Annotated in this window: 34 protein-coding genes and 3 tRNA genes; 15 read left to right on the top strand and 22 right to left on the bottom strand. The window is 44.3% G+C overall.

Annotation, left to right across the window (positions count from 1 at the left end):
- Positions 1-79: 79 nt before the first annotated feature.
- From HBNXNv_RS03125 to HBNXNv_RS03110, 4 genes are all read left to right on the top strand, one after another.
- Positions 80-1147: an efflux RND transporter permease subunit gene (locus tag HBNXNv_RS03125; protein WP_347720227.1), complete on the top strand. Its 1068-nt coding sequence runs from the start codon at positions 80-82 to the stop codon at positions 1145-1147.
- Positions 1144-2205 carry an MMPL family transporter gene (locus HBNXNv_RS03120; protein WP_347720226.1) on the top strand — a complete coding sequence of 354 codons (1062 nt, stop codon included), beginning with the start codon at positions 1144-1146 and terminating at the stop codon, positions 2203-2205. The genes HBNXNv_RS03125 and HBNXNv_RS03120 overlap by 4 nt, the downstream gene beginning before the upstream one ends.
- Positions 2206-2277: 72 nt before the next feature.
- On the top strand, positions 2278-3453 hold the full coding sequence (locus tag HBNXNv_RS03115) for a COG1361 S-layer family protein (protein WP_347720225.1): 1176 nt from the start codon (positions 2278-2280) through the stop codon (positions 3451-3453).
- Positions 3450-3632 carry a YgaP family membrane protein gene (locus HBNXNv_RS03110; protein WP_347720224.1) on the top strand — a complete coding sequence of 61 codons (183 nt, stop codon included), beginning with the start codon at positions 3450-3452 and terminating at the stop codon, positions 3630-3632. Before HBNXNv_RS03115 ends, HBNXNv_RS03110 begins: the two co-directional genes overlap by 4 nt.
- On the opposite strand, the gene HBNXNv_RS03105 is transcribed toward HBNXNv_RS03110, so the two are convergent.
- Entirely contained in the window at positions 3629-3883 is a 255-nt protein-coding gene (locus tag HBNXNv_RS03105; protein WP_347720223.1) for an amphi-Trp domain-containing protein, read from the bottom strand. The genes HBNXNv_RS03110 and HBNXNv_RS03105 overlap by 4 nt on opposite strands.
- A gap of 90 nt (positions 3884-3973) precedes the next feature.
- On the opposite strand from HBNXNv_RS03105, the gene HBNXNv_RS03100 reads away from it, so the two are divergent.
- The gene (locus HBNXNv_RS03100) at positions 3974-4186 is read left to right on the top strand and encodes a YgaP family membrane protein (RefSeq protein ID WP_347720222.1); all 213 of its coding nucleotides are present in this window, start codon (positions 3974-3976) and stop codon (positions 4184-4186) included.
- A 5-nt stretch (positions 4187-4191) separates the two neighbouring features.
- Here the strand turns inward: HBNXNv_RS03100 and HBNXNv_RS03095 are convergent, their stop codons facing one another.
- Complete coding sequence (locus HBNXNv_RS03095) at positions 4192-4557, bottom strand: winged helix-turn-helix transcriptional regulator (protein WP_347720221.1); 366 nt, start codon at positions 4555-4557, stop codon at positions 4192-4194.
- A 122-nt stretch (positions 4558-4679) separates the two neighbouring features.
- On the opposite strand from HBNXNv_RS03095, the gene HBNXNv_RS03090 reads away from it, so the two are divergent.
- Positions 4680-5444, top strand: a complete 765-nt coding sequence (locus tag HBNXNv_RS03090; protein WP_347720220.1) for a DsbA family protein — start codon at positions 4680-4682, stop codon at positions 5442-5444.
- Between the two features lie 205 nt (positions 5445-5649).
- Entirely contained in the window at positions 5650-5979 is a 330-nt protein-coding gene (locus HBNXNv_RS03085) for a hypothetical protein (RefSeq protein WP_347720219.1), read from the top strand.
- Between the two features lie 12 nt (positions 5980-5991).
- Here the strand turns inward: HBNXNv_RS03085 and HBNXNv_RS03080 are convergent, their stop codons facing one another.
- The 4 genes from HBNXNv_RS03080 to HBNXNv_RS03065 are packed head-to-tail and all read right to left on the bottom strand — an operon-like array spanning position 5992 to position 7437.
- Positions 5992-6414, bottom strand: coding sequence for an OsmC family protein (locus tag HBNXNv_RS03080; RefSeq protein WP_347720218.1), 423 nt, complete (start codon positions 6412-6414; stop codon positions 5992-5994).
- Between the two features lie 51 nt (positions 6415-6465).
- Complete coding sequence (locus HBNXNv_RS03075; protein WP_347720217.1) at positions 6466-6798, bottom strand: thioredoxin family protein; 333 nt, start codon at positions 6796-6798, stop codon at positions 6466-6468.
- Positions 6799-6825: 27 nt separating this feature from the next.
- Entirely contained in the window at positions 6826-7068 is a 243-nt protein-coding gene (locus HBNXNv_RS03070) for a glutaredoxin family protein (protein WP_347720216.1), read from the bottom strand.
- Positions 7069-7107: 39 nt separating this feature from the next.
- Positions 7108-7437 (bottom strand): helix-turn-helix domain-containing protein, encoded by a 330-nt coding sequence (locus tag HBNXNv_RS03065; protein ID WP_347720215.1) that lies wholly within the window; start codon positions 7435-7437, stop codon positions 7108-7110.
- Between the two features lie 171 nt (positions 7438-7608).
- Here HBNXNv_RS03065 and HBNXNv_RS03060 point away from each other — a divergent pair, with 171 nt between their 5' ends.
- Positions 7609-8943 (top strand): restriction endonuclease, encoded by a 1335-nt coding sequence (locus tag HBNXNv_RS03060; RefSeq protein ID WP_347720214.1) that lies wholly within the window; start codon positions 7609-7611, stop codon positions 8941-8943.
- 3 nt (positions 8944-8946) lie between these two features.
- Positions 8947-9681, top strand: coding sequence for a cobalamin-binding protein (locus tag HBNXNv_RS03055; protein WP_347720213.1), 735 nt, complete (start codon positions 8947-8949; stop codon positions 9679-9681).
- A 3-nt stretch (positions 9682-9684) separates the two neighbouring features.
- Here HBNXNv_RS03055 and HBNXNv_RS03050 read toward each other — a convergent pair whose 3' ends face one another.
- The 5 genes from HBNXNv_RS03050 to HBNXNv_RS03030 all read right to left on the bottom strand — a co-directional run bounded on the left by HBNXNv_RS03050 (position 9685) and on the right by HBNXNv_RS03030 (position 13307).
- Positions 9685-10245, bottom strand: a complete 561-nt coding sequence (locus HBNXNv_RS03050) for an FAD-dependent oxidoreductase (RefSeq protein ID WP_347720212.1) — start codon at positions 10243-10245, stop codon at positions 9685-9687.
- Between the two features lie 43 nt (positions 10246-10288).
- The gene (locus tag HBNXNv_RS03045) at positions 10289-11515 is read right to left on the bottom strand and encodes a V-type ATP synthase subunit I domain-containing protein (RefSeq protein ID WP_347720211.1); all 1227 of its coding nucleotides are present in this window, start codon (positions 11513-11515) and stop codon (positions 10289-10291) included.
- Positions 11516-11583: 68 nt separating this feature from the next.
- Positions 11584-12189, bottom strand: a complete 606-nt coding sequence (gene sod / locus HBNXNv_RS03040; RefSeq protein ID WP_347720210.1) for a superoxide dismutase [Mn] — start codon at positions 12187-12189, stop codon at positions 11584-11586.
- A 123-nt stretch (positions 12190-12312) separates the two neighbouring features.
- Entirely contained in the window at positions 12313-12972 is a 660-nt protein-coding gene (locus tag HBNXNv_RS03035) for a hypothetical protein (protein ID WP_347720209.1), read from the bottom strand.
- Positions 12973-13069: 97 nt separating this feature from the next.
- Positions 13070-13307 (bottom strand) — tRNA-Trp (locus HBNXNv_RS03030).
- A 111-nt stretch (positions 13308-13418) separates the two neighbouring features.
- Between HBNXNv_RS03030 and HBNXNv_RS03025 the strand changes: the two genes are divergently transcribed.
- Positions 13419-14378, top strand: coding sequence for an MBL fold metallo-hydrolase RNA specificity domain-containing protein (locus HBNXNv_RS03025; protein WP_347720208.1), 960 nt, complete (start codon positions 13419-13421; stop codon positions 14376-14378).
- On the opposite strand, the gene HBNXNv_RS03020 is transcribed toward HBNXNv_RS03025, so the two are convergent.
- From HBNXNv_RS03020 to HBNXNv_RS03005, 4 genes are read right to left on the bottom strand one after another with little or no spacing between them, the layout of a single operon-like run.
- Positions 14375-14710 (bottom strand): hypothetical protein, encoded by a 336-nt coding sequence (locus HBNXNv_RS03020; protein WP_347720207.1) that lies wholly within the window; start codon positions 14708-14710, stop codon positions 14375-14377. The two genes, HBNXNv_RS03025 and HBNXNv_RS03020, sit on opposite strands and share 4 nt — an antisense overlap.
- Positions 14711-14759: 49 nt before the next feature.
- A complete protein-coding gene (locus HBNXNv_RS03015; RefSeq protein ID WP_347720206.1) occupies positions 14760-15185 on the bottom strand; it encodes a toprim domain-containing protein in 426 nt (141 codons plus the stop codon).
- Positions 15186-15229: 44 nt separating this feature from the next.
- Complete coding sequence (locus HBNXNv_RS03010) at positions 15230-16453, bottom strand: hypothetical protein (RefSeq protein ID WP_347720205.1); 1224 nt, start codon at positions 16451-16453, stop codon at positions 15230-15232.
- A 22-nt stretch (positions 16454-16475) separates the two neighbouring features.
- The gene (locus HBNXNv_RS03005) at positions 16476-17390 is read right to left on the bottom strand and encodes an ArsR family transcriptional regulator (RefSeq protein WP_347720204.1); all 915 of its coding nucleotides are present in this window, start codon (positions 17388-17390) and stop codon (positions 16476-16478) included.
- A gap of 176 nt (positions 17391-17566) precedes the next feature.
- Between HBNXNv_RS03005 and glmS the strand changes: the two genes are divergently transcribed.
- Together glmS and HBNXNv_RS02995 are read left to right on the top strand one after the other, a co-directional pair.
- Positions 17567-19309 (top strand): glutamine--fructose-6-phosphate transaminase (isomerizing), encoded by a 1743-nt coding sequence (gene glmS / locus HBNXNv_RS03000; RefSeq protein ID WP_347720203.1) that lies wholly within the window; start codon positions 17567-17569, stop codon positions 19307-19309.
- 35 nt (positions 19310-19344) lie between these two features.
- On the top strand, positions 19345-19806 hold the full coding sequence (locus HBNXNv_RS02995) for a hypothetical protein (RefSeq protein ID WP_347720202.1): 462 nt from the start codon (positions 19345-19347) through the stop codon (positions 19804-19806).
- On the opposite strand, the gene HBNXNv_RS02990 is transcribed toward HBNXNv_RS02995, so the two are convergent.
- Together HBNXNv_RS02990 and HBNXNv_RS02985 are read right to left on the bottom strand one after the other, a co-directional pair.
- Entirely contained in the window at positions 19803-20483 is a 681-nt protein-coding gene (locus HBNXNv_RS02990; protein ID WP_347720201.1) for an MBL fold metallo-hydrolase, read from the bottom strand. The genes HBNXNv_RS02995 and HBNXNv_RS02990 overlap by 4 nt on opposite strands.
- Positions 20484-20530: 47 nt before the next feature.
- Positions 20531-21166 carry an MBL fold metallo-hydrolase gene (locus HBNXNv_RS02985; protein ID WP_347720200.1) on the bottom strand — a complete coding sequence of 212 codons (636 nt, stop codon included), beginning with the start codon at positions 21164-21166 and terminating at the stop codon, positions 20531-20533.
- Positions 21167-21304: 138 nt separating this feature from the next.
- Between HBNXNv_RS02985 and HBNXNv_RS02980 the strand changes: the two genes are divergently transcribed.
- Together HBNXNv_RS02980 and HBNXNv_RS02975 are read left to right on the top strand one after the other, a co-directional pair.
- Positions 21305-21387, top strand: a tRNA-Leu gene (locus tag HBNXNv_RS02980).
- A 73-nt stretch (positions 21388-21460) separates the two neighbouring features.
- Positions 21461-22519 (top strand): hypothetical protein, encoded by a 1059-nt coding sequence (locus HBNXNv_RS02975; RefSeq protein WP_347720199.1) that lies wholly within the window; start codon positions 21461-21463, stop codon positions 22517-22519.
- A 267-nt stretch (positions 22520-22786) separates the two neighbouring features.
- Here HBNXNv_RS02975 and HBNXNv_RS02970 read toward each other — a convergent pair whose 3' ends face one another.
- From HBNXNv_RS02970 to HBNXNv_RS02955, 4 genes are all read right to left on the bottom strand, one after another.
- Positions 22787-23491, bottom strand: coding sequence for a hypothetical protein (locus tag HBNXNv_RS02970; protein ID WP_347720198.1), 705 nt, complete (start codon positions 23489-23491; stop codon positions 22787-22789).
- The gene (locus tag HBNXNv_RS02965) at positions 23488-24678 is read right to left on the bottom strand and encodes a glycosyltransferase family 2 protein (RefSeq protein WP_347720197.1); all 1191 of its coding nucleotides are present in this window, start codon (positions 24676-24678) and stop codon (positions 23488-23490) included. The genes HBNXNv_RS02970 and HBNXNv_RS02965 overlap by 4 nt, the downstream gene beginning before the upstream one ends.
- 172 nt (positions 24679-24850) lie before the next feature.
- Positions 24851-24925, bottom strand: a tRNA-Glu gene (locus tag HBNXNv_RS02960).
- A 41-nt stretch (positions 24926-24966) separates the two neighbouring features.
- Entirely contained in the window at positions 24967-25143 is a 177-nt protein-coding gene (locus HBNXNv_RS02955; RefSeq protein WP_347720196.1) for a hypothetical protein, read from the bottom strand.
- An 88-nt stretch (positions 25144-25231) separates the two neighbouring features.
- Here HBNXNv_RS02955 and HBNXNv_RS02950 point away from each other — a divergent pair, with 88 nt between their 5' ends.
- Positions 25232-25651, top strand: a complete 420-nt coding sequence (locus HBNXNv_RS02950) for a hypothetical protein (RefSeq protein WP_347720195.1) — start codon at positions 25232-25234, stop codon at positions 25649-25651.
- Here HBNXNv_RS02950 and HBNXNv_RS02945 read toward each other — a convergent pair.
- Positions 25648-25896: a hypothetical protein gene (locus HBNXNv_RS02945; RefSeq protein WP_347720194.1), complete on the bottom strand. Its 249-nt coding sequence runs from the start codon at positions 25894-25896 to the stop codon at positions 25648-25650. The genes HBNXNv_RS02950 and HBNXNv_RS02945 overlap by 4 nt on opposite strands.
- Between the last annotated feature and the right edge of the window lie 314 nt (positions 25897-26210).

Below are 26210 nucleotides of genomic sequence, written 5' to 3'. Positions count from 1 at the left end.
CTCTCCTTTTCTCTATTTTAGATGGCTTCTTCGATTGGCCTAACCATTAAAAAGAGTTTGTGTAATATTGTTGAACTAAATGTCACAGAAAATGCTGGATAAGTTAACGCACCTGCAGGAGAATCATGCACTGGAAGTTGTACTGTTCTTCCTCATGCTTTCTCTGGCAATGATTCCAGGGATGGGCCGTGTCGAGACGATTGTGGCTCTGGAGAATATGATGCCTGCAAGCAGCGAACCAGTTAGGGAGTTCAACAATCTGAGGGCAGAAGGCCTCGGAAAGGACTCGATCGCCGTCCAGGTTACCGCAGGAACTAGCGATGAAGGAGTCAACTCAGTATCAAGTCCGGAGTCAAGAGAGTATATCGAAGGCCTCTCAGAGAATATCGGAGATATCTATGGAGTAACTGAGGTCTACAGCCCCTATCAAACCGGGGGCCTGATCGATGACAGAAATAGAACTGCCGTAATTATCGCATATACCTATGTAGGAGACTCAGGTAGTTCAATGGAAAGAATATTCAATGAGATAGAGGAGCAGTCAAGCTATCACAGGCCTGAAGGCATTGAAACCAGTGTTTCTGGAGTTCCAGCAGTCCAGCAGAGACTTTCATCAATGGTTGAACGCGACAAAAATGTTACAACAGCTATCTCCCTTTTACTCGTATTTTTAATCACTTTAGGCCTGTTTAACGGATCTCTAACTTCCTCTCTTATGCCTCTAGTTGTTGTGGGTCTGAGCGTGGTCTGGCTCTACGGAACCATGGGCTACCTGGGAATCCCTCTCTCAACCCTTGCAGGATCGGTAGCAGCCCTGGTTATTGGCATCGGCATAGATTACTCGGTGCACATCCTCAACACATACAGATTTCATAGAAGAGACAACACAATCGGGGAGGCCCTTTCAGAAGCCGTAGGAGAGACAGGAGTAGCAATTATTGCAACTTCAATAACTACAATAGGAGCTTTTATGGCCTTTCTCTCAGGAAAAATGCCGGAAATGCATCGTTTTGGCCTGATAATGTCCATAGGTATTGCCTATTCTCTGATCTTCAGTTTCTTCCTCTTGCCCTCGGTTTTCGTCCTTGAAGAGAAGATAGTCAAAAAGATTCACGAGTCTGTAAAGTGGAGGCACGATTTCAAATGATTATTGAAGAGATCGCGGCAAGAACTGTTGAAATACAATCTGAGAGCCCTGTAAAAGTGCTTGTTGCACTGGGAGTTCTGACAGCAATGGTTTTACCAGGTGCCTTGATGCTTGATATTAAGCCAAGTACCGAGGCAATTTTGCCAGCAGATGATCCGGTAGTGGAGTCTCTGGATACTTTACGGGCCAAGTTTGGCGGCGATACCACGTACTTGCTGATTTCTGTTGAAAATGATGTTAGACGGGCCGAGAACTTTGAGAAGATCTCCAGGATACAGAACAGGGTAGAGCTTAACGAGAACGTTGTATCTTCCAGTTCTCCCTCCTCATTGCTGATTAAAAGATATGGAGAAATACCTGAAAACTCTGAAGACCTTCGAGAATTTAATTACCGCAGTATGATAACCAATGATAGAAGAACAGCTCTTGTAGCTTTTCAGGCAGATACACAGGCCAGTTCTGAGGAGATTAGAAATCTTCACGATGACATACAGCAGGCTGCGGCCTCAGAGTTCGAAAGATCTCAATTTCATCTTACAGGATATAATATGATTGATCTTGCCACGTTCAACGTGATAATTAGCGACTTCATGACTATTACAGCGGTCTCATTTGCAGCAGTTCTCGGCGTGCTCTATGCAGTTTTCAGAGATCCTGTGCGGATGATGTTTCCTGTTGTGCCGGTAATGTTTGCTCTTGTCTGGATGCTGGGCCTTGGAGGATACCTTGGTGCAGATCTAACCATCATTTCGATGGTGAGTGCTGCGATGATCATGGGCCTAGGAATTGACTTTGGCATCCACGTTACGAAGAAGTACTTCTCAACTCGGAGAGGCTCAGAAGGAATGAGTGAGACGATGACAGAGCTTTCAAGAGGCCTTCTTGGAGGAGCTACAACCACTGGCGTAGGCTTCCTGGCCTTGCTTGCTGCGAATCTTTCAGGTATGCATTCTCTGGGAATTTTTCTTTTTACAGGAATTATTTCCGCTTATATTGGCGCTACGTTACTACTTCCAACCCTTATACTGCTTTCTGATGGTACAGAGAGCGTTTTATGAAATGATACTATGAAACGAACAACTACACACTCGACGACTTTCAAAATTGGTTTAACCCTTTTAATCCTTGTAATGGCTCTTGGACAGGGCTTTTCCAGGCCAGCTCTTCAGGATGTTAGCTTTGATCCAGGCGTTGTAGCTGCTGGAGATAGAGTTGACATCACGGCCTCGCTTCACTACGATATACAGGATGGAGATGAGGAAGAGAAAAATATTGACGTTTCTCTCAGCCCGGACAATACTCTTGCTGAAGAGTACGTTACTATTGAAGATGTGAACAGTGATGAGATCTTTATCTATCCTGGTGGAGGCTGGAATCAGCAGTTTCAGGTTAAAGTTCATGGAGATGCTCCCTCAGGTCAGTACCGTTTCACGGTAGATGTCACGGAAAGTGGCCAGAATAGCTCGGTAACTTATGAGGAAGAGTTTACGATGCCTGTTGAGAAAGAAGGCGTGGATCTCACAGCAGACGTTGTGAAGACCTCACCAGATACTCCGAGATCAGGAGATAACGATGTCAGAGTTGATCTCAGAGTTTCAAATACAGGAAGTAAAACTGTTGAAGAGGTAGAGATTTACCCCGAGTTCCCTGAAAACATCTCCTCCTCAGATTCAATGACCGAGAAACTTTTCATCGACAGAATAGGTAGAGAAGACTCCTCAAACCAGGAATTAGAAATTGATCTGGATGAAAAATTGAAGGAAGGAGTCTACTGGATAAATCTGTCAACCAGTTACGAAGACTCAGACAGCAACAGCTACCAGGAAGATATGCAGATCCCTCTGAGAGTTGAAGGAAGGCCTGATCTAGAGCTCAGGAACTCTTCAATGCAGATGAAGGCCGGCGAAACCTCCTCCATGACTCTCGATGTGGTTAACACAGGTCTTCAGGATGCCGAGGCCGTATCTGTGAGAGTGATTGCGCAGAGTTCGCAGCCATTCAGCTTATCAGATAGATCGGATTATATTGGAGAGCTTGAGCCAGGAGAAGAAGGAAAGGCCGTTCTGGAGATATCATCAGATAGATCCGCAGCTCTGAAATCACATCAGCTCAAGATTGAATTAAGAGCAAACGGAGATTCAGATGAAGGAGATAGCTCTGTATACACATTTACAGACAACATGGATGTGCAGCTTACTGAGAGATCAGATTCAAACCTTGTTTATCTTGGTATAGGTGCTGCAGCTCTTGTAGCGCTGGCTGCAGTATTCAAGCACTTGAAAAGCGGAAAAGGTGAAGAAAATTGAGTAAGAAAAAATTTGTTAGAGGCCTTGCCGGAACTGTAATCACTGTGGGCTTTCTTGGAGGATGGTTTGTAAACGATCTTTTCTTCCTCCTGGATCTTTTTGCAGGCCTGAACCTGCTTCAGAGCTCGGTCACCGGTTTCTGTCCGCCAGAAATAATTTACGATAAAATGAGAGCCTAGTTGATTTCCAGGCCTTCCTCTGTCTCTCCTTCTTTCCATTCTATTTCTATTTCGATGGATTTTTCTCCGTCTGCTTCTTGTTCTACCTGTACTTCAAGTTCTGGCATGTCGGAGAGGTGGAGATCGATCGAGTTCTGGCCGGATTTCAGGTTAATTTCTCCTGATTCTACGCCGTCAGCTATTTTTCTGATGTACTGTGCGATTTCAGGCCTTGAAAGTTTCTGTTCCGATGTGAAGAGTTTCTTTGACATACTTTAGTTTCTGAGAGCTGAGAGATAAATCTCTTTCGGACAGAAACCGGTAAGGCCAAACTGTTTAACACTTGAAATCTCAGCTAATACATGGAAAAGAACGTTGGAGATACAGACGCACTTGTAAGAATAGTTGCTGGAGCAGTTGCAGGCCTTACAAGCCTTGGAATTCTTGTTGACATGGTTCCAGGCCCTGAAATTGCCTCACCAGTACTTGGAGTTATCGCAGTAGTACTGCTTGCTACAGGTTACTTTGGCACCTGCGGCCTTTACTCCGTGCTGGGAATTGACACTTCCGAGTAAAAAATTTATTTTACCCATGCTTCTTTCTTTTCTCCCTCTTTAAGATTCTGGCGACCCCACTCTATCATTTCCTCAACCAGGGGAAGAAGCTTTTCTCCAAAATCTGTCAATGAGTATGTTATTCGGACAGGCTTTTCATCCTTGACATTCCTGTTAATTATTCCCTGTTCTTCCATCCTCTCCAGGTTATCTGACAGTGTTTTGTTGGTTATTCCGCCAATTTCTTTCTTGAGCTGGTTGAATCTTATTTCTTCATTGTCGCCTACATGGAAGACTATCACCGGCACCCATTTATGGCCTAGAATCTTTGAAGTTGATTTTAACGCACACCATTCGCTTCCTTTGCACCATACCGGAATTCTTTCTGTCATTAAGTTTACACCCTGAAACCTTGTGAATAGGTTAATACTTCTCCCTTTAATATCTTATAGAAACCTGGTATATTCATGAAATCTTATAGATTGTTAATTATCTCGTCAAGAGGTAGAAGTTTGTGAAAAATCAGGGAGTAACTCTGGAACTTACTGCAGCGCATGTCGGTGTGATATCACTTATTTTAGGCCTTTCTATCGGAGGTGTAGCTGGATACAGTATAGCAGGTGATGGTGGTTCTTCTCCTAGAGAGGTTGACGCAGATTCCTCTCCAGAGGATGTTTTCAGAAGTATATCCAATGACCTGGAGTTAGATACCGAAAAAGTAATGCAGTGTTACAGTAATTCGAACAATAGCGAGGCCTTGGAGGATAAAAATAGCGCTGTGAAAAATATCGGTCGTTTTGGAACGCCGACGTTCTTTGTAGGAAATCAGCAGAAAGGCTTTGTGAAAATAAGTGGAGCGCAGACAGTTTCCAGATTTGAGCAGGCCTTTGAGAAGGTTCGTAACAGCGATTCCGGCGAACTTACGAGTTTAGAGGGCATCGACCTGGAAAGTGAACCTAGTAAGGGGAGTGATAGTGCTCCGATGAAGATTGTTGAGTATAACGAGTATGGCTGTCCTTTCTGTGCTGAGTGGAACGGTTTTGACGCCTCCGGTAGAACACCTATTGATCGGATGAATATAGGGCCTAGCCTTGAAAATCAGTACGTGGAAAGTGGCGAGGTCGAACTTATTTTGAAGGATTATCCTGTCCCTCAGCTACATCCAAACGGACCTCTAGCCCATAAGGCAGCAAACTGTGTTTACGAGCATGAAAAAGAAAGTTACTGGGATTTCCATGACAAACTCTTTGAAATGAGAGATCAATGGATGGCAGAATAGGATGGCTGTAGAAATTACAGTTAACCCTTACAACTGGAAGAAAGATCTGCTGGCAGGTTTAAAGGCCTCTGTTTCAAGCAGAAGAAGAGCTGCAGGCACAGTTATAGGTGCCTCAACAATTTTTCTTCTTTCTCTTTTTTCCTCCAATCCTACTTATTCTGCTCAAATGATTTTTTCCGGGGTAAGCAACTGGGGTATAGCCTTTATGACAAGATTTACCGGCCTGTTAATGAATACTGGTTATATAGGCCTATTTTTAACCATGAGTTTTTCTTTGCTGGCCGGAGTAACTTTGACAAATAGTTTTATTCAGTTCAGTATGGATAGAATGAGTTATGATGCTATAGGTGCTTTGCCAGGGTTTCTTGCTGGTGGTTGTGCTTCCTGTGGTGTAGGAGTTTTATCTCTGCTAGGTTTCAGCAGTGTGCTTGCTTCACTGCCTTTTGAAGGTATTCTTCTAAGACTTGGCGGTGTTGTTCTCCTGCTAGGTTTAGTTGTAAGAACAGGAAATCCTGAGGCCTGTAAAATAAAATGAAGAAATATGTGATTAGAGGTTGAGCTGGACTGGTGTTTCGTGGCTGATGTTGTCCCTTACAGGGCAGCGGGCCTCTACTTTTTCGAAAAGTTCTCTTTCAGTTTCTGCGTCTGCGTCTGATTCTACTTCTATGTTCATTTCGATGTGTTTGAATCCTGCTCTGTCTTCTGTTTCTTTTCCCTGGAATTTTGCAGGGTTGAGTTCTCCTGATGCGTAGATTTCAAGGCTTTCAATGTTGACTCCCATTTCTTTTGCTACTACATGTGCAACTACGTTGAAGCATCCTGTAAGTGCGCCTAGTTCGTATTCTACAGGGTTTGGTGCTGATCCTGTTCCGCCGTGTGATTCTGGTTCGTCGATTTCGAAGCTGTAGCCTCTTACATTTACTTCTACTTTCGTAGGATTCTTGCTCTCCGCGTGTACGTTTGCGTCCATAGTTGAGTCCTCTTTTTACTGGTTTTTATCGGCTCTGGTAAATTATTCAAATCAGGTGATTCTGTCCCTGATTGCCGACAGGATTCCCGGATTTTCCAGTGCTTCAGGTTCTTTCTCGCCTCTGGCCACTTCTATAGCAGTTTCAAGTTTTTCTTCTGCCATTACTCCCTTGAATCCTTTTTTCTGCTGGATTCCCGGGCCGTCGACTACTGTTGTGGGTACTGCTCTTACACCGTGGTTTTTGGCTCTACCGTTTTTCCTGGCTACGTCTGTCATTCGCACTCTGACGTTTTCCTCATCTTCGAATTTTTTGGCCAGTTCTTTCTGCGGCGGGCAGTTTGGACAGGTCTGTGAGTAGAATACTTCGACTGTGACGCGTCTCATTTTTCTCAGGAAAGATGAAGAAGGAAGTTATTCCTCTTCGTCAATTGCTTCCTGGATTTTGTGTGGCTGAAAACCGATTACGGCCTTCTCGCCGATAAAAGTCTGTGGGACTCCTCTCTGACCTGTTTTCTTGATCATTTCGCGGGCCTTTTCCCTGTCGTCGGCTACGTTGTGCTCCTGGTACTCGTAGTCGTTTTCATCCAGCCACTGTTTGATTTTCGTGCAGTAAGGGCACGAAGGTGTTGTGAATACTTCTATGTCTGTTGTCATACTTTGTGTAAGAATGTTGAACTTTTATACAGTTTCGGGTTAGATGTCTTCCAGAACCTCGAGCTTCTCATCGGCCCATTCATCCATGCGAACTCTGACCTTCTCCTTGAGTTTTTCCTTGTCAGGAACGCTGTACACGTAGTAGCGGCCTCTCTTACCCTCTTCAACCATGCTTTCTCTCTGAAGAAGGCCTGTGCTCTGCAGCTTTGAAAGATATCTCTGGATAGTCGATCTATCCTTTCCCAGCTCATCCGCTATTTCCGAGGCCCGGGCCTCGTTGCTGCACAGGTAGTAGAGAACCTCTGTCTCTGATGATGAAAGGTTGTAGAGTACTTTCAAGAGTTGTTTGATCTCGGTTGGACAGTTCATAACTATTGTTTGTGCAACAAGATGTAAAAAACTCGTTTCTCTAGAGTCTGCCGGTAGCTACTGCGTAACTTACTGGCAACATGACGTCCTAGATCATTCAAGAAGTTTCTATAATTCACAAAAATTTGGTACCGAAACCCCTAAAAATTTGTTTTAGATGAAATATTTTCCATGAGTTCGCGGAGAATTTTGGACGATCTTTCTGGTTATGATTTTGAGGATGTTATGATGGATGTTTACAGAAATCTCGGTTATGAAAACGTCAGAAATCCAGGTAAATCCGGTGATGAGGGCCGAGATATTCTAATGGAGAAAGATGGGAGGACTTACGTGGTTGAATGTAAGCATATGGCTAAAGTAGGTAGGCCTAAGGTGCAGAAGCTTCACTCAGCGGTTTCTACTTATCCTAATGATGCTACTGGAATTCTTGTAACAACTGGCAGATTCACAAAGCAGGCCCGCGAATATGTTGAGAAGGTTAATAACGGAGATAGTGTTCTTGAGTTAACTAACGGTAAAGATTTAAGGGAAATGGGCGAGGAAATAGGCCTTGATCTATACAGTGGTAAAATTGAGGTGCTATGCGATGAAGTGGTAGATTTTCCTACTGAGAGAGATAAAGCTGAAAGAAGAGTTAAGGACAAGTTTAGTGATATTCGGAATTTCAATGCTGAAGATATAGATGATATTACTCTTAACGCAGAGTTATTGCCTTCTTTACATGTGAGGGTTTCTACTAATGCAACTTTTGAGACAACTGTTGGAGTAATACACAGGGTTGATGAGAGGGATGAGATAACGATAAAAGCAGATAGAAAAGGTCCTGAGTTTGATGATGGCACAATATCGGATATCGTCGCTCAGTCAATGATGGCGCGCACTGGCACGGTGGAGTTAGATGAGGAGAAATCCTCACAGGTTTTTGATAGCTTTGAACTAAAACGCTATGGCAAAACAGAGACGGAGTACAAGGACGAAATTAAGGAGTTCATAAAGGACAGTTATGAGGAAACCGTGACGTATACTGGAGATAATAATGTTACATACAGTAAAGACTGCAGGCCCAGGAACTCCGATGTTTCAGTTGAAAGCATCACTCCGGTGTACGTACCTTTTCTCAGCACACAGACAGAAATTAAGAATTACAGCTACAAGGAAGACTTCTATGTTTCAACTGATGGAGACAAGATTGACAGAGATGAGGTTCATAACTGCGTTCACTGTGGCCTAGATATTCCCGGAATAAATCTGACATTTTGCGAAAACTGTGGAAGTATTAACTGTCTGCTACACACAAGAATGGAAAGAGTTGAAGAAGAACCCATATGCACGGGATGTAGCAAAACCGAAAGATTCTTCCTTCGTAAACGACACTTCTACAATCAGGAAAACCTAGAAAAATTCAGAAAAGAATTTGAGGAAAGGCCATTACCAGAAAAAATGCTTGAAAATAAGCCTCTGATAGCGATCTCTCTTATGGCCATGTTGCTGCCATTCCTAATTTAAACAATGAGAATTGTTTCTCTGGCACCATCAAATACTGAAATACTGTATGAGTTAGGTCTTGGAGAGGATGTAGTGGCCACGACTTCTCTTTGTGATTACCCTGAGGAAGCTGCTGAAAAGCCGAGTATTGGCGGATGGATCAATCCTGATATTGAGAAGATTAGAGATTTTGAACCTGATTTCGTGGTTGCGTCGGATGATCTTCAGGATGAAGCAGTTGAAAAGATGGAGAATGAGGATTTCAAGGTTTTGCAGGTAAGGCCTCATACACTGGAAGAAGTTAAGAAAAGCATCAGAGAGATTGGAAAGGCCTTGGAAAGTCGTCAGGAAGCTGAGAAAGTTCTAGAGAATTTTGAGAAGAGGCTTGAAGGCCTTGATTTTGATGGTTCTCCACGTATTTACTGTGAGGAGTGGATGGATCCTCCAATGGTTTCCGGCAACTGGATTCCAGGCCTCATTGAAAAAGCCGGCGGCACGTACTTCATCGAGGAGGGTGAGAGAAGTAGAGAGTTTGATTTAGAAAAGTTGAAGGCCTTCGATCCAGAGTATATTTTTCTGAATGTCTGTGGTGCTGGAGAGAATGTTGATGCATCTGAAGTTTTGGAAAGGCCTGAGTGGCAGGACATCACTGCTGTTGAAGAAGGAAACGTGTTTGTTATCGATGATTCTCTGTTGAACAGGCCTTCTACAAGAATAATGGAAGGATTGGAAGAAATAATTGAGAATGTAGATGGTTAGGGATCACATATCGTGATCCTGGTATGGTTCTCCATTGATCTCGCTGATCAGGTTGGTTGCGGCCTTTGTTCCGTCGCCGATTGCGAATGAGGTCTGGTGTACCCAGTAACGTGCGAGGCCTGCTGCATATACTCTGTCTGCGGCCTTGTTGTCTTCGTCTGTGTCGATGTGTTCGTCCATCAGGTATGGATCGTCGCGGCCCTCTACATAATCCAGATCAAGGTCTTCCAGGAAGTCGTGTATTCCTGCTGAGGCCACGATTACGTATTCTGTTTTGTATTCGTCTTTTGAAGTTGTTACTTTCAGGCCTTCGTCGATTCTTTCTACTTTCTCTACTTTTTCTTCTTTGAATTCTCCGTCGAATTCTTCTAGTTTGTCTTTTCCTCTTTTGAGTACTTCTTTGCCGCTGATTGAGTCGTGTGTGATCATGTTCTGGATGTTTGAAGTGTTCAGAACCAGTGATTCTCCTGTGTCAAGTACAAGTGTGTCTTCTCCTGCTTTTGCTGTGAAGCTTCCTGCCTGGAGCCCTGCGACTCCTCCGCCTATTACGATTACAGTCCTCATAGAGAAAGTTTCAGAAATTACCGGTAAATACTTTTTGCCCAACCTATTCCTCTTTCACAGTTACCTCTGCGTTAAGGCCTTTACTCATTTCTTCCTCCAGCATTTCAATTTTCTCACTTCTCTCGGCTTCAAGAGCTAAAATATCGCTTTCGAGATTGTCTTTTCTCTCCTTCTTTCTCTCAATCTTGTCTTCGATATTTCTCAAATCTCTTTCAAGATCCTCAACCTCTTCCTTGACTTCCATTCCCTCAATCTCATCTTCAAGTTCCTTGATCTCGGACTTGAGCTCTCTCATCCTTGTAATCATTTCATTGAAGCCCTCAAGTTCTTTTGAGGAGTCTACAAAGTTCTGGATCTGTCTAGGTTCAAGCAGCTCTTTCTCCTTGATCTTCTTCCGGGCCTCAGAAAGTTCTTTATCAATATTTCCCGCTCCCTGGTATTCGTGTTCTGTGATCATGTCAAGCTTGTCAATGTTGGATTCGAACTCGATTTCATCGTTCTGAACCTGGTAGACCAGCTTTTTCAGGCCTCTACGCATCGTTGAGATATTCTTGGAAATCTTGGATTCTAGATTTTCTTTTTCCTGTTTCAGCTGTGAAAGATTGTCCTTTTTGCTCTGAAGTTTTTCCCATTCTTCGCTGTCTTTAAGCTCTTCAATTTTTTCTTCAGCCTCCTCTCTTTCCTCTTCGAGGCCTTCCATTGAGATGCCGTTTTTGCTCATTCTTTTTTCCTTTATTTCTGTATCAATGTCTTCCAGCTCTTCTGAGAGCTTCTTTATTTTACGGTACTGTCTTACAGCAGTGTATTTTGAAGATACAAACTCCTGGGTGTTTTCTACGTGGTCATTGATGTCTTCAAGCACGCTGAGAAGTTTGGTTCTCTTGTTTATTCTTCTCATTACCTGGCCCTGTTTTTCAGATACGTCGTTGAAGTCGTTGAGAAAGTCTCTGAGGTCCTGTAGGTGTTTATCGATTTTTTCTGAGAATTCGGCCTTTTTCACTGTCAGCTTCTGAGACTGTGCGAAGTCTTCTGCTACATCGTCGACTACTTTCAGGTCTTCGTCGTCGCTGTAGTCCTTCATCTCCTCAAGATCAGATTTCAGGCTCTGCATGTACTTGGATGTTCTTTCCCGCAGCTGGTCGGCTCTGTCTCTGGCCTTCTTGATTTCCGCCAGATTTCTATCTTTGTATATTTCCGGTGCTTCAGTGTATTCTATCTCGATTTCTTCTTTGCCGAATACTTTCTGCTTCAGTTTGTCAGCCAGACTCATGTAGAGTAGTTGTTTGTGAAGAGAATTAAATCTGATGAAAAAAGAAAGAAGAAAAAAGAGAGGCCTTTTTACTCGAATCTCTGTGATAGGTCCTCGAATTTCTCCTGTGGGTGCTCCCAGTCCACTACTTCGAAGAAGTTGTCGACGAACTCTCCTCTTTCCGGACCGTAGTCATGGTAGTAGCTGTGTTCCCATACGTCAACTGCGAGTACAGGGTGTGCTCCCCAGACGGCGTGGTTGTCGTGTTTGTCGACTACTACGTTGTGCAGTTCGTCTTCTGCTGGGATGTAGACAAGTAGGGCCCATCCTCCTGCTGCGGATGCTGCTGCCTTGAATTCTTTCTTCCAGTTTTCGTAGCTTCCGAAGTCTTCCTCTATTTTGTCCATGAGTGCTCCTTCAGGCCTTCCTCCGCCGTTCGGGCTCATGTTTTTCCAGAATAGGTTGTGTAGTACTGTTCCTGAGTGGTTGTGGGTGAAGTCTTTCAGGATTGAACCTGTTGAACTGTAATCATCTTGATCTCTCTGTTCTTCAAGTCTTTCTTCTGCACTGTTCCATCCGTTGACATAGCCCTGGTGGTGCACGTCGTGGTGCCATTCCAGTACCTGTTTGGAGATATGTGGGGTTAGGTCGTCGTATTCATACGGTAGTTTCATTAGTCCTTTTTTCTTGCTCATAGAAAAATCACCTTTAACCATTACTTGTAGTTCATCTATAAGCACTTTTTGGTTGGCCTAAAAATCTGGGTAAAGAAAGAGAGGGAAAATATGGTGGAAAAGAGGAAAAGTCACTTCCCAGGTTTACTGGGTTGTGTTTCCTGTTGTCTGGTTGGTTGTCGGTTGATTCCTCTGCTGTTCAGCAGCACTTATTGCATCCTCAACGTCGATAACCATTGAGCTTCCTGTAAGAGGTGATTGTTTTGGAATAATCTTATCGCCGTCAAGAGTCATGTAGAAGCTCTGAGTCCTGGTAACTGTCTCATTACCCTGCTGGCCTGAACTTGTGATGTTGAATGTGTATAGGCCGTGCTCTGTCTCAAAGCTTGAGAGCTGTACTTGCTCTCCAACAATCTGTGTGACGCGATCCTGTGCTGTCTGAGGAGAGACTTTATCCTGTCCTCCTGCCATACCTGAAACGCCCATTGCTACTAGTCCTACAAGAAGGCCTAGGATTAGTCCTCCTGCAAAGATAGAGTTCTTGGAGTATCCTCCCAGGATTCCTCCTGCTGTCTCTTTCTCTATCTCTTCGAGAACTTCTTCCTCTGAGACATCTTCAGCTTCTTCGGAATCGTCTTCTTCGTCATTGCTCATTTTACTTTCAATGTATTCTTTAACGGTTTTTCGGTCCTTACCTTCCTCCTCTGAACTGAGGAGAGAACTGTAATCGAGATCTGTGGCTTCATCGATCTTGTCCTTCACTTCATCGACTGTGCCATCAAGAAGATCGTCGTTATCTGTCATACCTAAGAATTGACTTAACATCCTTTTAAAAATTAACAGAAGACCGCTGTATCCTCGTATTTCAGGCCTGTAGAAAAAAACTGTAGAAGTAGAGTGTTGGGGCCGGCAGGACTTGAACTTGCAACCTTCCGCTATCTCCGGAACTTCTGGAAGTTCCATCACCACGGAGCATTCCGAAGAGAATGCACCTTAAGATTTAATCATCAGCCTTGGTAAAGGCCTCATTCCTCCAGAAACCGTAACAAGCTGGAGATGGTTCATTGAACCATCAAGTACTGTCGACCTGCTACAGCAGTCGCTGGAGGCGGACGCTCTGCCAATTGAGCTACGACCCCTTGTAATCTGTAGGAAAGGTTTAGATGCTGAATCTTTAAAACTGGTAGTGGGGCCTTGGCCAAGTCTCTGTTTCATGCTTAAACATTTTGACTTCTATACTGGTTACATTGATGATCAGGGAGAAGGACGGCATCCATTTTGATCTTGAAGAAAAAGTTGTAGCTGATTCTCGTAAGGCCTCTGGAGATGTAAATATTGTTTCTCATGCTCACATGGATCACGTTCATCAGGGAGATAACCCTGTCGTGGCATCGGAGTTGACGAGAAAGCTGGCGGAGGCCCGTACAGACAAGGAGTTTGAAAGTTTTGAGAGTTCTTCCTACGAGTTGATTCCTTCAGGCCATATTCTTGGCTCCACTGCTGTAAGGTTCGGGGACGAGAGGAAGTATCTTTACACTGGCGACGTTTCCTTGAGGGATAGAGCTTATCTTAACGGTTTTCAACCTGTCTCAGCAGATGTACTTGTTGTTGAATCTACTTACGGTATTCCAGCTTACAGGTTTCCTGATCAGAAGGAGATTGAGGCCGAGATACGTGACTGGGTGCAGGATAACAATAATCCGCTGTTTCTATTTGGTTACTCGCTAGGTAAGGCCCAGAAAATCCAGCATATTGTAGAGGAAGCTACTGAAAGACCTATTGTTGCACACGGTGCTGTAAAGAAGATGAATGATGTAGTTGAAGAGGTTACAGGCCTTGATTTCCGGGCGAAGCCTTACGGAGAGAACAAAGATATGCTAGAGGATAACGCTATTTTTATCGGGCCTTCTCGTTTCTCCCGTAACGATGGCCTGAACAAGTTTGTGGATAAGGTTGATGGTTTAAAGGCTGGATTCTCTGGCTGGGCTGCTCAGGAGGCTTTCAGGCATCGTGGAGGCTATGATAGGACTTTTCCGTTCTCCGATCACTGTGATTTTGATGAGTTGGTGCAGCTGGTGGAGAAAGTTGGGCCTGAAGAGGTTTATACGCATCACGGTTTTGATGAGGCCTTTGCATCTTATTTGAAGAGGGAGAAAGGGATTAATGCTCGTGCCTTGAAGCAGAATCAGGCCTCTTTGACGGATTTCTAGTTTTGGAGTTTGCCGTTTTCTCTGACAGGTCTGAGCACATGGTTCTCCAGGTAGTCTTCCAGGCCTCTTACTTCGTCTGCTAGTTCAACATTTCCGTCACGCGTCATCTGTCTCTGTAGGTTATCAAGTTCGTTGAGGCCTTCAATTGTTTCAACCATATGGTCTTCGGTGTACGTGCCGTCTTCGTTTACTGAGTACGGCATTGACTCTACCATTTCAATTGCTTCTTCCAGAGGTTCCTGATATTCCGCGTTATCTTCAGCGAATCTGTAGGCATCGTCTATTACTTTTTCTACTTCTAAAGGATCGTATCCTGTCTCGCTTACACTCATGGAAAATATCGCGCTCTATAATTTTTTAACTACATTTGACAGAGAAAATCTAGAGATCCATGTACAGGCCTGAAAGCTGGGCCTCAACAAATTTTCTTTCCTTGTCCTCAAAGAGCGGTAGGACGGCCTCGACTGTTCTTCTGCCTGTTGAGGTTAGCTGTGTGCCAAAGTCTTTCCGGGCAGAGTGCATAACATCTATTTCTTCATTGAGGGCCCGGGATATTTTCTTGTGCTGTTCTTTGCCGTGTTCATCGAAATCTGTTAGCACCACTACTCTTTCTGCGCCTCTGGCGACGTCTTCTACCAGGTCTTCCACTGTTCTTTCTGCTGACAGAAAAATCTTTGACCGGAATCCAAGTTTCCTGAGCGCGATCTTGTCGGAGAGGCCTTCTACTATTGCTGCATCGACGTCTCTTTCAAGTTTGGCGACTTCGGCTTCCAGCCTTTTCTTTTCAAGAAATTTTTCGTCTTCCATACCGTTCTAGGTACCGTAATAGTTTTTATCTGTGAAAAATCTTTCTACACCATTCTCTGAACCTGCTTGCTGAGCACAGGGTTCAGTGCGGAGCCGTAAATGCTTCTTACCGTGTCTCTGTAGCTTTGCCAGCTTTCAGTTCTCTCATCGTAGGAGATAGATAAATCCTCTTCAACGCTGAATTCATGGCTGAAATTTCTGCCTTCAAGTTCTCCAAGCTCTTTCCGGGCGTTGATAGAGTTATCCTTGATTCTAGAGGCCGATGTCTCCGGAAGCCGGGCTGAAACACTGTAATCTCTGTCATTACTGGTTTCTACACGCAGCACAAAGTCAAGGCCTTTCTTCCCTCTGACAACGATTCCTGAATCAGTGTATTCTTTTTCTACCGGGATTTTCGGCGTGAAAATATCGACTACATCCTCCGGCGAGACTATAGCCGCTGTCTCCTGTATCTCGGACTCAAGTTCTTCCAGGCTGTAGATGAAACGGCCTTCCTCCGAGCCAGAGGTGTCGATCGTAGCATAGTAAAGTTCTTTGTCAAGGCCTGACTCCATTCTGCTCTTGACTTCCTCAACTTTTTCCTCTACATTCTCAAGACCTCGAGAGGTGTACGGTATATCAAAGAGAAAGGCCTTTCCACGGTCTTCATGTACCAGTACTGCGTCGACCGGCACCTGGAAGTCAAAGCTGTCGAGAGGTGGTTTCTTCAGTTTGAGGCCTACGTATTTTCTCTCTATTCTTTCAAGCTCTTCCATTGCTCTCTCAATATTTTTCTCGAAAGGTTTCATGGATCGGAATAGCAGTCGGGCCTCGCTGTGAGATAGTTGTTCTCTTTCCGCCATTTTGGCAATATCTCTGATCACTTTCTCAGTATCTGTGTAAATTAACTCTTTCTGCAGGAACTGATGTAGCTGAGAAAACTTCAGTTGCTCGTAGTTATCCAATTGTATTTCTCCACGGTTTGTTACAAAGATTCCACGGAATTTGTATTCTGAAAGTTCTGAAAGCTCAAGGCCTATATCTATGGGATCATTTTTCGCCATTTCAACGTATTTATCCATTCTGTTAAGGTCTTCACTGTCGATTTCGGCCTTGTTTTTGGCGTCGATCACCCAGACCTCTTTTTTATCGTCGCGGGAGATTCTTGCGAATGCGTCAGGCCTCGAGTTATCTCTGAGACTGCCGATTCTCTCGAAGAAGTCGAAAAATCCCTGGTACTGTCTTAGAAGATCGAGTACGTCGGTTTGAAATACTTCCCAGTTGTTCATGGAGACTTGTTTGTATTGGCCTTTATTCTACGACTTCGAAGCTGTCTACTTCTCCGTCACCGTCCATGTCAAGGCCTCTGACAATTTTATAGTAATCTCCCCCGCTGTAATCTTCTGTTATGTCTTCCAGGTTTTTGAAGGCTCTGACTGCGGCCTCTGTACCCTGGTTTCTGATGCCGGCTATAAGGTAGACTGCGTTATCAGGGTTTTCCGGATGCTGTGTCTTGGCTACTACTCCGATTGAGGCCTCGCTGTAGGTTGAGTTGGGTGTTGAAAGCTCTCTGTATGGAAATTCTTCTCCCGAGAAATGTGCCGGGAAATGTTCATTGAATTTTTTCGTTACTGTATTTGTCAGGACTCCGCCTACAAGAATCATGTTTTCATCAAAGCTTTCTCTCCTGAAGATTTCTGTATCCAGTGAAACATTACGGGAATCGGTGTCGCAGTATTTTCCGAGTTCGAGACCTATTTCTCCTGCGAGATGGCCATCACGTGCTCTTACCTGGTCAGGACCGTGTTGATCTGGCGAACCAACCACGATATCTCCTTTCAGATCGCCGTCAACGATGAGAGGTGATAGAAAATCTGCGGTGCCCTGGCTTGTTTGCTGTACGGGTAGGCCTTCCTCTGGATCTGTCAGCAGTAGGTAGTAGGCCTTTGACTTCAGAGAGTAGTATGTGGCTGTTCCTCCGGATTTTTCCTCACTTCTTGTTTTCTCTATTATTCCTGCGTCCTGAAGTTTGTTGAAGTGGTAGTAGGCCTTCTGTTTGCTGAGCTCAAGTTTTTTTGCTACTTCTGATGGGTAGGCCTCTCCCTCTGCTATTTCCCCCACTATTTTTCTTCTGGTTTCATCGGAGAGAGCCCTGATTATTTCAGGTGTGATTTCTTCCGCATTGACGGATTTTCCGTCTTCAATTACTCCAGCCATTTCAAACATTATTTTACTGGTACAAAATCTTTTTTACTGCTTTTGGTGGTTTCCACAGCAACTCTTTAAAAGGAGATGAGTTTTGAGCAGTTTCAACCCGGTTCCGTTACAAGCTCTCTTTTACCGGTTTATGGCCTTTAGAGAAAGTATTTATAAAGTCTGATTGGTAATGTAAGGTTGTAGTCATGTGTGGAATTGTTGGATACAGCGGTGAAGATGAAGCGGCCGAGAAAATTTACAGAGGATTGAAGAAGTTGGAGTACCGGGGATATGATTCTGCTGGTATTGCCACGGCAGGAAACCCTACAGTAAAGGTAGAGAAAGGAACAGGTACAATCGACGAGGCCATCAACGATATCTCAGAGGCTGAGATCGATGGCAACGTCGGAATCGGACATACTCGCTGGGCCACACATGGTGGTGTAACAGACTACAATGCACATCCTCACAGAAGTCGTTCGGGAGATATAGCGGTAGTTCATAACGGAATTATCAATAACTACGAGGAGTTGAAGGAGGAGCATCTCTCAGGCCATGATTTTAGGTCGGAGACAGATACAGAAGTTATTCCAAGGCTTATCGAAGAAAAACACAGAGAGCTGAATGATTTCCACAGAGCTGTTGAGGAGGTAGTGGATATGCTTGAAGGCTCCTACGCAGTAGTAGCGGTAAAAGATAGCGGAGAGATGGCGGCATTCAAGGAAAGTTCTCCATTGGCACTCGGGATCTCGGATGGAGAGCTGTTCCTGGCCTCCGACGTAACTCCCTTCCTCGAACACACCGACAAAGCAGTATTTCTCGAAGACGGCGACATAGTCAGAATAGAAGGCGGAAACTATGAGATAAAGAATAATAGAGAAATAATTGAAAGAGAGGTCAACCATATCGACTGGGATGCAGAGGAGGCCTCCAAGGAAGGCCATGATCACTTCATGCAGAAAGAGATAAATGAGCAGCCAGATACAGTGAAGAGGGCGGTTTTCCAGGATCACAGCGATGTGAAGAAAGCAATTGAGATGATTGAAGAGGCCGATACAGTATATCTTTCAGGATGCGGAACCTCAAGCTACGCAGCCGATCTTGGAGCAAAATATCTTAGAGAGGCCGGTTACGATGTCATATCTGAGCAGAGTCACGAAATGGAGTACTGGAACAACCATGTCAAAGACGACGATCTGATTATCGCGATCAGTCAGTCAGGTGAGACAGCGGACCTTCTTTCCATGCTGGAAGGGGTTGATGCACCTGTCCTATCTATCGTTAACGTGGTAGGTTCCACACTCGCACGCAAAGCAGACCACACCATGTACATCAACGCAGGCCCAGAGATAGGGGTCGCATCTACAAAGGCCTTCACAGCCCAGCTTGCAGTTCTCAAATTGATAGGAATGACTGCACAGAGCTCTCTCAAAGAGGCCCGCGAATCACTGATCAAGTCAGCAGGAAAGATACCAGAAGTTCTGGAAGATAATGAGGATACTGTTGAAGAGGTCAGCGAATACCTGCAGAAACAGGAACACGTATACTTTATCGGCAGAGAGAAAGGATTCGAAGTCGCAAAGGAATCCTCTCTCAAGTTGAAAGAGCTATCATACATTCACTCTGAGGCCTTCCCTGGCGGAGAGTTCAAGCACGGTACTATCGCACTTGTAGAGGAAGGAACTCCGGTAGTCGCATTCATGCGTGATGAGGGCCTTGAAGATATTTTCTCCAATGCGAAGGAGGCTGAATCCCGTGGCGCAGACATTATCGGTGTCGGCAGGAAGAATATGGGGGATTTCAAGCACTTCTTCGAGGTTCCGGAGGATGAGAACTCAGAGATTCTGGAAGTTGCAATCTTCCAGCTGCTTGCATACAGGACCGCGGTTAAAAGAGGCCATAACCCTGACAAGCCGAGAAACCTTGCGAAAAGCGTGACAGTAAAGTAACAAAGGATAAATAGATGCGCTGATTATCGTAAGGTATGAAATCGAAACTTGTATTTGCAGCTCTGATGACTGTTTTCATGATCGGAGCTGTTTCGGCCCAGTCAAATACCACTCAGGACTTCAACGTTGAAGAGTACAATCTCTCCGAATATGAGGACACTATCAATACTTACAGCGATGAACTTCCGGGATGGATCAAGGATTTGATCGGCGACCAGAATATCAATATCTACATTGATGAAGGAAGCGATGATGCGACAAATATCAGCATCAAAATGAACGGGATGAAGGTAGATGAGATCGACGACTCCGCGCTTGAAAACCCTGACATCGAGGTATGGACCTCTACAGACGTTATTGAGAAAGTAGTCGAGTCTGATAAACCAGTAGATGAAATGAGGACAGCAATAGATGAAGGAGAAATAGATTACCAGGCCAACGGGACCTGGAATAAAGTGAAGGTTTTCTTCGCCGAGATGCTTTTCAAATACCTCTAGGACTCCAGCACAACTACTTCACTGCTGGTTTCCTCTTCTACATCTTCTTTAAATCTTTCAGGATCGGCCGTTGTCTGATCAACAACTCCAAAGTGGATAGGAACAACCTTCTTCGGATGGAATTTTTTCACCGCTTTAACAGCTTCATCCTGATTCATAGTGTAATGGCCTCCTACAGGCAGGAATGCCACATCAATATCTGAAGGCAGATCCTCCATCTCATCTATCGGATCAGTATCCGAGGCATGGTAGAACTTCTGGCCATCCATCTCAAAGACTACTCCCGTGCAGAAACCTTTCGGATGGAACGGCTGATCAGGCTCCCTAAACTTGTCAACGTTATAGGCATGAACACCTCTAATCCTGAGGCCTTTAGCCTTCACACTTGAACCAGGCCTGATAACCTTATACTCAATATCTTCAGGCACCTCTTCCTCAGAGTCCTCAGTACACACAAGAACAGTATCGCGCTTCTTCAATGATTGAATCATCTTCTTGTCAAAGTGATCGAAGTGGTCGTGAGTCGAGATAATCACATCGGCCTTCTCGTACTCGCCGCTCATTACATCTCCCCAGGGATCGATATAGACCGTTTTGCCGTCCGAATCAGTAAGTTTTACAGATGCATGGCCAAGCCACTCAACATCCACAGAACCAAAACTCGTAGAATTATTCATTTTCATTCACCTAGAAAATTATTGGAGTCCAAATGACTTCAAACTAATCATTCCATGAGATCGCACGAAAGATTTCTTCTCTCCAGCTCAGCCTTGAAACCTCTCAGATCAACATCCTTATCCTCGAAGAAAGGCCTGCCATAATGATAAGGAACAGTCATACGAGGCTTGATCTTAACCGCCATACTCGAGGCTTCATCTACATCCATAGTGTACTCTCCCTCAACCGGAAGAAAAGCATAATCAACACGGCCCTCAAGATCCATAACCTCATCAAAGATTCCGGTATCACCAGCAACGTAGAAACTGGTATCAGCCATTACAAAACGGTAGCCAAGGCCTTTACCTCTCTCATGATACTCGTTGCACATCGGCACTCCCTCAATCTCAACATTGTAGATATCAATTCTCTCACCGACATCAAGATACTCGACATCGTCAACAGGAGCATCAACATCTCTCATCGCTTCAGGAAGCAAAAGTACCGTTCTCGGAGTAGAAATATCCTCAATAACCTCAGGATCGTAATGGCCTGAATCCTCATGAGTTACAAGAATAATATCGGCCTCAAAATCAGGAGAAACCTTGGAATAAGGATCAACAGCCACGGTAAAACCGTTATCCTCTACGCGAACAGATGCATGACCATCCCAGAAAATTCTAAGGCCGTTATCCTCTATCAAAGATTTATACCCCTCAAAAACCTTGCCGGGACCTATGTTTAAATCCATTCCGCTGGACACAACGGCCTCAACCTCACACTACAGTGCCTATTAAAAGACTTAACCCTCAGTAATTCTTTACACACGTTACCAGTACATGCGGGGGTAACCAAGTGGCCAAAGGTGCAGGATTTAGGCTCCTGTCCGTTAGCGGTTCGCAGGTTCAAATCCTGTCCCCCGCAAGCCCATATTTCTATTGTGGATATGTTCGAGAACACTCCAAATAATTTAATAAATAGTCTCTTAACCTCTATCATGACATCACCGGACGAGCTCTCGAATAACCTATCTTACTATTCTCAATGGGCCTTTGGGCTTCTATTTCTGTTAACAGGACTCGGATTCTTTGCTAAGTCAATAATTTCAGGCATTATTACTATAGCAGTTGGGTTTTTCCTGATTCCTAAAGTCCGAGAGTCTGTTCTAGATAGCTTTGAGTTTGAATTACCGAAGTATGCTGTCCCTGCCGTAGTTATAGTTGGTATGGCAATTTCTGGAGGTTTTCTTCCTTCAGACCCAGCACCACAGTATGAAGTTGTTTCTCAGGATTTAGGTCTTCAGATAGATAACGAGTCTCAAACTGTTGTGGTATCTGGGACAGCTCAGGTGGAGAACACTGGAGATGCTTCAGGGACTTACCTTGTAGGCCTTTATCGAGAAGGTAGAAAGGTAGAGAATGTTAGCAAGACTATCAAGCCTAATGAGACAGCTTCCTTCGAACTTAGCTATACTGTTACTGAATCAGGCACACATAGTGCCGAGTTAAGGTCTTCGACTTCAGGAGATTTAGACTTTTCAGGCAATGATGACGGCGAATTTACCGTCTCCGAAAATATAGATGTTCCGTATGTCCTAACTGATCAAAGCACCAGAAGCTTGATAGAAGATAAAGCCGATTATGGTCTTGGTTCTACAGATATTCACAGAATCTCTGATGTTAGCATCGGAGGAGTTGGCAACTTCACAACAATCTCAGTATATAATCGGGGCGAAGCATACTGGGATAACAACGATATTTTCAAAACAGGCGTGGCAAACTCTTACGCTATAAGTAGGGTTATTTTTGAGAACTTTGAAGAGGTTGATGAGGTTGTCAGTTTCACTAAAGCAAACTCTACAGACCAGTATGGTAACACTGAAAGCTCTACTGCTGTTAAGATAGCGGTAAGTAGAGAAACTGCACAAAAGGTCAATTGGGAAGGAATCCAAGATAGAATTATTGGAGATTACTCGCACTGGTTAGAAGTCTCAGATAGGTACAAGATTCAGTATAATTTATGTCAAGAAGTGGAGTTGAGAACCTGCTCCAAGTAATTAGCCATAAAAAGCAGGAAGATCCGCTTTTACTCTATTTTGCGGGTCTTCCTCACTACAGTTTCTATCAAGATTCTTAGAAAAACCCAAAGAGAGTTAACATTTTCTATCTAAACGGTAATTGGCCTGGTAAATCCGGGCCGGAACCAATAGTCCCGCCGTTAATGCGGGGCGGGTCGGGCTTGGAAGACTCCCTCTCTGAGGGTTTGAATAGTCGTTTTCTTGACTGTAACTCGCTCTTCGGCCCACCCTTCATTTTTCAGAAATTTAATTGAATACGTCCGGATGCTCTCTTTCCATAACTGTATGAGGCCTTAAATCGTCTCCTAGAACTTCTGCGTGCTCCATCAGATCTATTTGAGGGTCGTAGTTGCTGGCTATTTCGTCCGCTGTTTCAAGATCTTCATTCTGCAGGGCCTGGAAGAATTCGCTGCCTTCTTCGCTTGTTGAACATGTCTGGTTGTGGACTGGAGGTCTTGTGTTTCCTTCGTAGTCTGCGCCTGCCAAAATCTCTGGTTCTACTACTCCTTCATGACCTACTACTGCGTATTCCACGATCGATTCGTATGGTGTGTTGACGTCTCTATGATCTACTTTTGATACATCGTCGGGCACCAGATTTTCTACAGGAAGATCTGCGTAGACAAGCATGCTTTTTCCTCCAAAGTGCTGTCCCGTTGCTCTTTCAGCGTAATTTTTGGCGTCGGAATATACCTCTACAGATGGAGAACCCATTTCCTCTACTTCTTCACTGTCCCGAGGCCCAAAGAAGATTATAGGATCATCGCTTTTGGATTTCTCAACTGTAAGAAGATCCTCGCTCGGAACAATACCGTGTTCAGAGATTGAGTCATGAAACCTGCTTGTAGTACCGTGCACGGCCCTGACAAAGTCGTAGTTCTCCTCAAGCTCTTCCTGAGAATCCACTACATAAGGAACATCCTGAATGTAGACACCGTTTCCCTCACTCACTGTGGAACACCTCCAACCTCTTCACGAGGCTGTCTCATTGGCTGGCGGACAGGTTCATTCATTCCTCTGTAGACCGTTGCCTGTGCCTCAACCACTGAGGTAGGGCCTTTTCCAGCTGCTCTGTCCCATGTGTATTCTACTGCCGAGAGTATTACTGAGGGGAAGAATATTGCTGCTCTGAAGGCCGGCATGAAAGGTATCATCGCCATCGACATTCTATGATCCTGCTGGCCTCTATAGTAAGTGTAAATACCCATTACTGTGACTAGCATCATGTCTGCTGTGTAGACTCTTCGGGCCAGTGCCGCCATTCTCAGGAAGCGGCCCTGCGCAAGCATCATGAAAAAGTAGCTGACAAATCCGAATGCAATCATTATGAGAAATACGTCGTAGAGCGCGATGTGGCCCATTCTTGTCATCTTCTTGATCTCTGACTTGAATCCTTCTCTCTGGAAGTCAAGTGACTGGAAGACTCCTTTACTCCATCTCTTTCTCTGCGAAACCAGTGTAGAATAGTTTTTCGGAACATGAGTCTCGAAGTCAATTTCATCGTAGAGATCGATCTCCTCCCCCAGCTCGAACTGTATTATAGATGTCAGTTCCATGTCGTCACCAGAGTGTCTTCCGCTGTGATACTCGAAGGCCTCAAGAAGTGTTTCTCTATCGTACATTCCTCCAGCTCCTGGCACACATCTAACTGTTTTCTGGCCTCGGAACCTCAATCTCTCACTTGAAGTATAGAGGTGTGAAATCCTTCCTACTCCATAATCAAGATCCTGAACCATCGACCAGATTTTATCCTTCAGTGCGGAAGGCCTGTCAGGCACGACTTTGAATGCAAGCCCTGCAAGGCCTTCGTCTTCAATTATTTTTTCGGCCTCTGTAATTTTCTCAGGGTTTCTGATTCGAGTATCTGCATCCATCAAAGTAATTTTGTCGGACGAGGACATTTCTACGGCCTTTTTGATTGCGCCGACTTTGCTGGTATTTTTCTCCAGCTGAATGAACTCTACCTTTGTCTGCTTGACATCCAGAAACTCTCTCACAATCTCTGGAGTGTAGTCCGTTGAACCATCGTCCACTACATAGATCTCGTTGAAGTATCTCTCAATTCTGGTTAGATGTCGGACTGCCTCCACAATGACATCTTGTTCATTGAATGCAGGAACTATGAGAGAACTTGTCACATAACCCAGTAAAAACCCTCAACTTTATATGTGTTACCCTTTAGTCACAAACAACATTCTTTTTTGCTTAACTTGGAGTAGAAGGCCTTTAGAATAGTTTTTATGCGGCTGCCGGGATTTTCGAAAAAGCAGGTTTTTCGTCTAAATCTCCGGATTTAGCAGCACGAAGTGATGCGGCTGCCGGGATTTGAACCCGGGTCTACGCCTCGAGAGGGCGTGATGATTGGCCAGACTACACTACAGCCGCCTGTTGACAACCAGTTATTGGACTGTAATTTTCAAATACTGCTACCTTCTCTGTTGCATAGCGTAATTGATGACAGCGTAGAGAACGATAACTACGAAAGCAGTTTTCACAGCGCTGAAACCATAGAATTTCTGCACCAGCGGAGGTACTACAAGTATGCCTGCCAGGACAGCAACTATTCCAGCGATCGTCAAGGCCTTCTCTCTGTCAATATCCATAAGCTTGGTTTTGAAAGCCAGAGTTAAAAACTGGAGAGGCGTTGCTACTTTACTGTTAAAACAATTATGATAGTATAGCATATGATGTATGTTGTCAGAAGATGAAAGGGTTGAATACGAAGAACTGATGGAAGGCCGTTTCACTATGTCCGGCTATGGACCAGGATCAGAAGAACAGGAGAGAAAGTCGGAACTTAAAAACATGATGTGGCAGGATATAGGCCTTGAAACACTTTTCAGTCAGGGAGAAATTACTACAGGAAAATTCAACAGAAAAGACCCTTACGAAAACATAGGATACCAGGGCCACTTCAACATTGAACTAGATCAAGAAAACTGGGATGAACCAATGACATACATGCCCTCTTTCGACCTCGACTACAGAGATCAAACACTTGAACTAACAGCAGGAGACACAGAAATCACTGTAGAAGAAGGAGAACAGGTAACAGAAATCAATACGGCCGAACAGGTTCAAGAGGTCGTAGAAGAACACCTTGAAATCTAATCCATATCCTCAATTCTTTCCTCAAGCTCCTCAAGGCCTTTCTCATCAATCCTACCCCAGTAACCAACCAGGATAATCGACAATACAAAGATCAGGCCCCAGCCAATAGTGGCAGAACTCTGAGGAACATAAAGATCAAACAAACCGCTGATCACACCCTCCAAGGAGAAAACAATAATAACAGGCCCAACAACCTCCCTCGGCAGGAAATAATCAAAATAGGCCTTCAGCTTTTTTCTTTCCATAACAGAGTTTCAATTTTTGTAGAATAAAAAATTAGATATTCTTGGTTCTAGAGTCGAGAGGCATGCATTAACTGCTAAGATATTTTATGATATTTGCTTAATCACCTGAGAAAAATACTCAAGAGAACTGTGAAGACAGAACGATATAGTATATTTTTACCTAGAGTAATTATCGCTGATTTTCGTTGATATTATAACACACGTTGACTTTTCCTAACAATGCCATTTTAGCTTATAACCAGAATTCCCTTAAGTTATCTAGCTTAGCGGATAGTTTCTTGAGTAGGTCTGGGTCCAAAACCAGTTAAAGATCA

The organism is Candidatus Nanohalovita haloferacivicina, assembly GCF_029232205.1.
Taxonomy (GTDB): domain Archaea; phylum Nanohalarchaeota; class Nanosalinia; order Nanosalinales; family Nanosalinaceae; genus Nanohalovita; species Nanohalovita haloferacivicina.
Note: the sequence above shows the minus strand (reverse complement) of the source record. Positions and strands in the feature narration are given on the sequence as shown.

Coding starts and splice junctions, on each gene's coding strand:
- HBNXNv_RS03100 (WP_347720222.1), top strand. CDS start 3,974: ATGGAAAAGAACGTTGGAGATACAGACGCACTTGTAAGAATAGTTGCT.
- HBNXNv_RS03065 (WP_347720215.1), bottom strand. CDS start 7,437: ATGAACTGTCCAACCGAGATCAAACAACTCTTGAAAGTACTCTACAAC.
- HBNXNv_RS03015 (WP_347720206.1), bottom strand. CDS start 15,185: ATGGAAGACGAAAAATTTCTTGAAAAGAAAAGGCTGGAAGCCGAAGTC.
- HBNXNv_RS03095 (WP_347720221.1), bottom strand. CDS start 4,557: ATGACAGAAAGAATTCCGGTATGGTGCAAAGGAAGCGAATGGTGTGCG.
- HBNXNv_RS03120 (WP_347720226.1), top strand. CDS start 1,144: ATGATTATTGAAGAGATCGCGGCAAGAACTGTTGAAATACAATCTGAG.
- glmS (WP_347720203.1), top strand. CDS start 17,567: ATGTGTGGAATTGTTGGATACAGCGGTGAAGATGAAGCGGCCGAGAAA.
- HBNXNv_RS03005 (WP_347720204.1), bottom strand. CDS start 17,390: ATGTTTGAAATGGCTGGAGTAATTGAAGACGGAAAATCCGTCAATGCG.
- HBNXNv_RS03115 (WP_347720225.1), top strand. CDS start 2,278: ATGGCTCTTGGACAGGGCTTTTCCAGGCCAGCTCTTCAGGATGTTAGC.
- HBNXNv_RS03125 (WP_347720227.1), top strand. CDS start 80: ATGTCACAGAAAATGCTGGATAAGTTAACGCACCTGCAGGAGAATCAT.
- HBNXNv_RS03080 (WP_347720218.1), bottom strand. CDS start 6,414: ATGGACGCAAACGTACACGCGGAGAGCAAGAATCCTACGAAAGTAGAA.
- HBNXNv_RS03070 (WP_347720216.1), bottom strand. CDS start 7,068: ATGACAACAGACATAGAAGTATTCACAACACCTTCGTGCCCTTACTGC.
- HBNXNv_RS03020 (WP_347720207.1), bottom strand. CDS start 14,710: ATGAGTGTAAGCGAGACAGGATACGATCCTTTAGAAGTAGAAAAAGTA.
- HBNXNv_RS02945 (WP_347720194.1), bottom strand. CDS start 25,896: ATGGAAAGAAAAAAGCTGAAGGCCTATTTTGATTATTTCCTGCCGAGG.
- HBNXNv_RS03010 (WP_347720205.1), bottom strand. CDS start 16,453: ATGAACAACTGGGAAGTATTTCAAACCGACGTACTCGATCTTCTAAGA.
- HBNXNv_RS03050 (WP_347720212.1), bottom strand. CDS start 10,245: ATGAGGACTGTAATCGTAATAGGCGGAGGAGTCGCAGGGCTCCAGGCA.
- HBNXNv_RS03035 (WP_347720209.1), bottom strand. CDS start 12,972: ATGACAGATAACGACGATCTTCTTGATGGCACAGTCGATGAAGTGAAG.
- HBNXNv_RS03075 (WP_347720217.1), bottom strand. CDS start 6,798: ATGAGACGCGTCACAGTCGAAGTATTCTACTCACAGACCTGTCCAAAC.
- HBNXNv_RS02990 (WP_347720201.1), bottom strand. CDS start 20,483: ATGAATAATTCTACGAGTTTTGGTTCTGTGGATGTTGAGTGGCTTGGC.
- HBNXNv_RS02995 (WP_347720202.1), top strand. CDS start 19,345: ATGAAATCGAAACTTGTATTTGCAGCTCTGATGACTGTTTTCATGATC.
- HBNXNv_RS02950 (WP_347720195.1), top strand. CDS start 25,232: ATGTTGTCAGAAGATGAAAGGGTTGAATACGAAGAACTGATGGAAGGC.
- HBNXNv_RS03060 (WP_347720214.1), top strand. CDS start 7,609: ATGAGTTCGCGGAGAATTTTGGACGATCTTTCTGGTTATGATTTTGAG.
- HBNXNv_RS03105 (WP_347720223.1), bottom strand. CDS start 3,883: ATGTCAAAGAAACTCTTCACATCGGAACAGAAACTTTCAAGGCCTGAA.
- HBNXNv_RS03055 (WP_347720213.1), top strand. CDS start 8,947: ATGAGAATTGTTTCTCTGGCACCATCAAATACTGAAATACTGTATGAG.
- sod (WP_347720210.1), bottom strand. CDS start 12,189: ATGAGCAAGAAAAAAGGACTAATGAAACTACCGTATGAATACGACGAC.
- HBNXNv_RS02975 (WP_347720199.1), top strand. CDS start 21,461: ATGACATCACCGGACGAGCTCTCGAATAACCTATCTTACTATTCTCAA.
- HBNXNv_RS03085 (WP_347720219.1), top strand. CDS start 5,650: ATGACAAGATTTACCGGCCTGTTAATGAATACTGGTTATATAGGCCTA.
- HBNXNv_RS03025 (WP_347720208.1), top strand. CDS start 13,419: ATGATCAGGGAGAAGGACGGCATCCATTTTGATCTTGAAGAAAAAGTT.
- HBNXNv_RS03045 (WP_347720211.1), bottom strand. CDS start 11,515: ATGAGTCTGGCTGACAAACTGAAGCAGAAAGTATTCGGCAAAGAAGAA.
- HBNXNv_RS02955 (WP_347720196.1), bottom strand. CDS start 25,143: ATGGATATTGACAGAGAGAAGGCCTTGACGATCGCTGGAATAGTTGCT.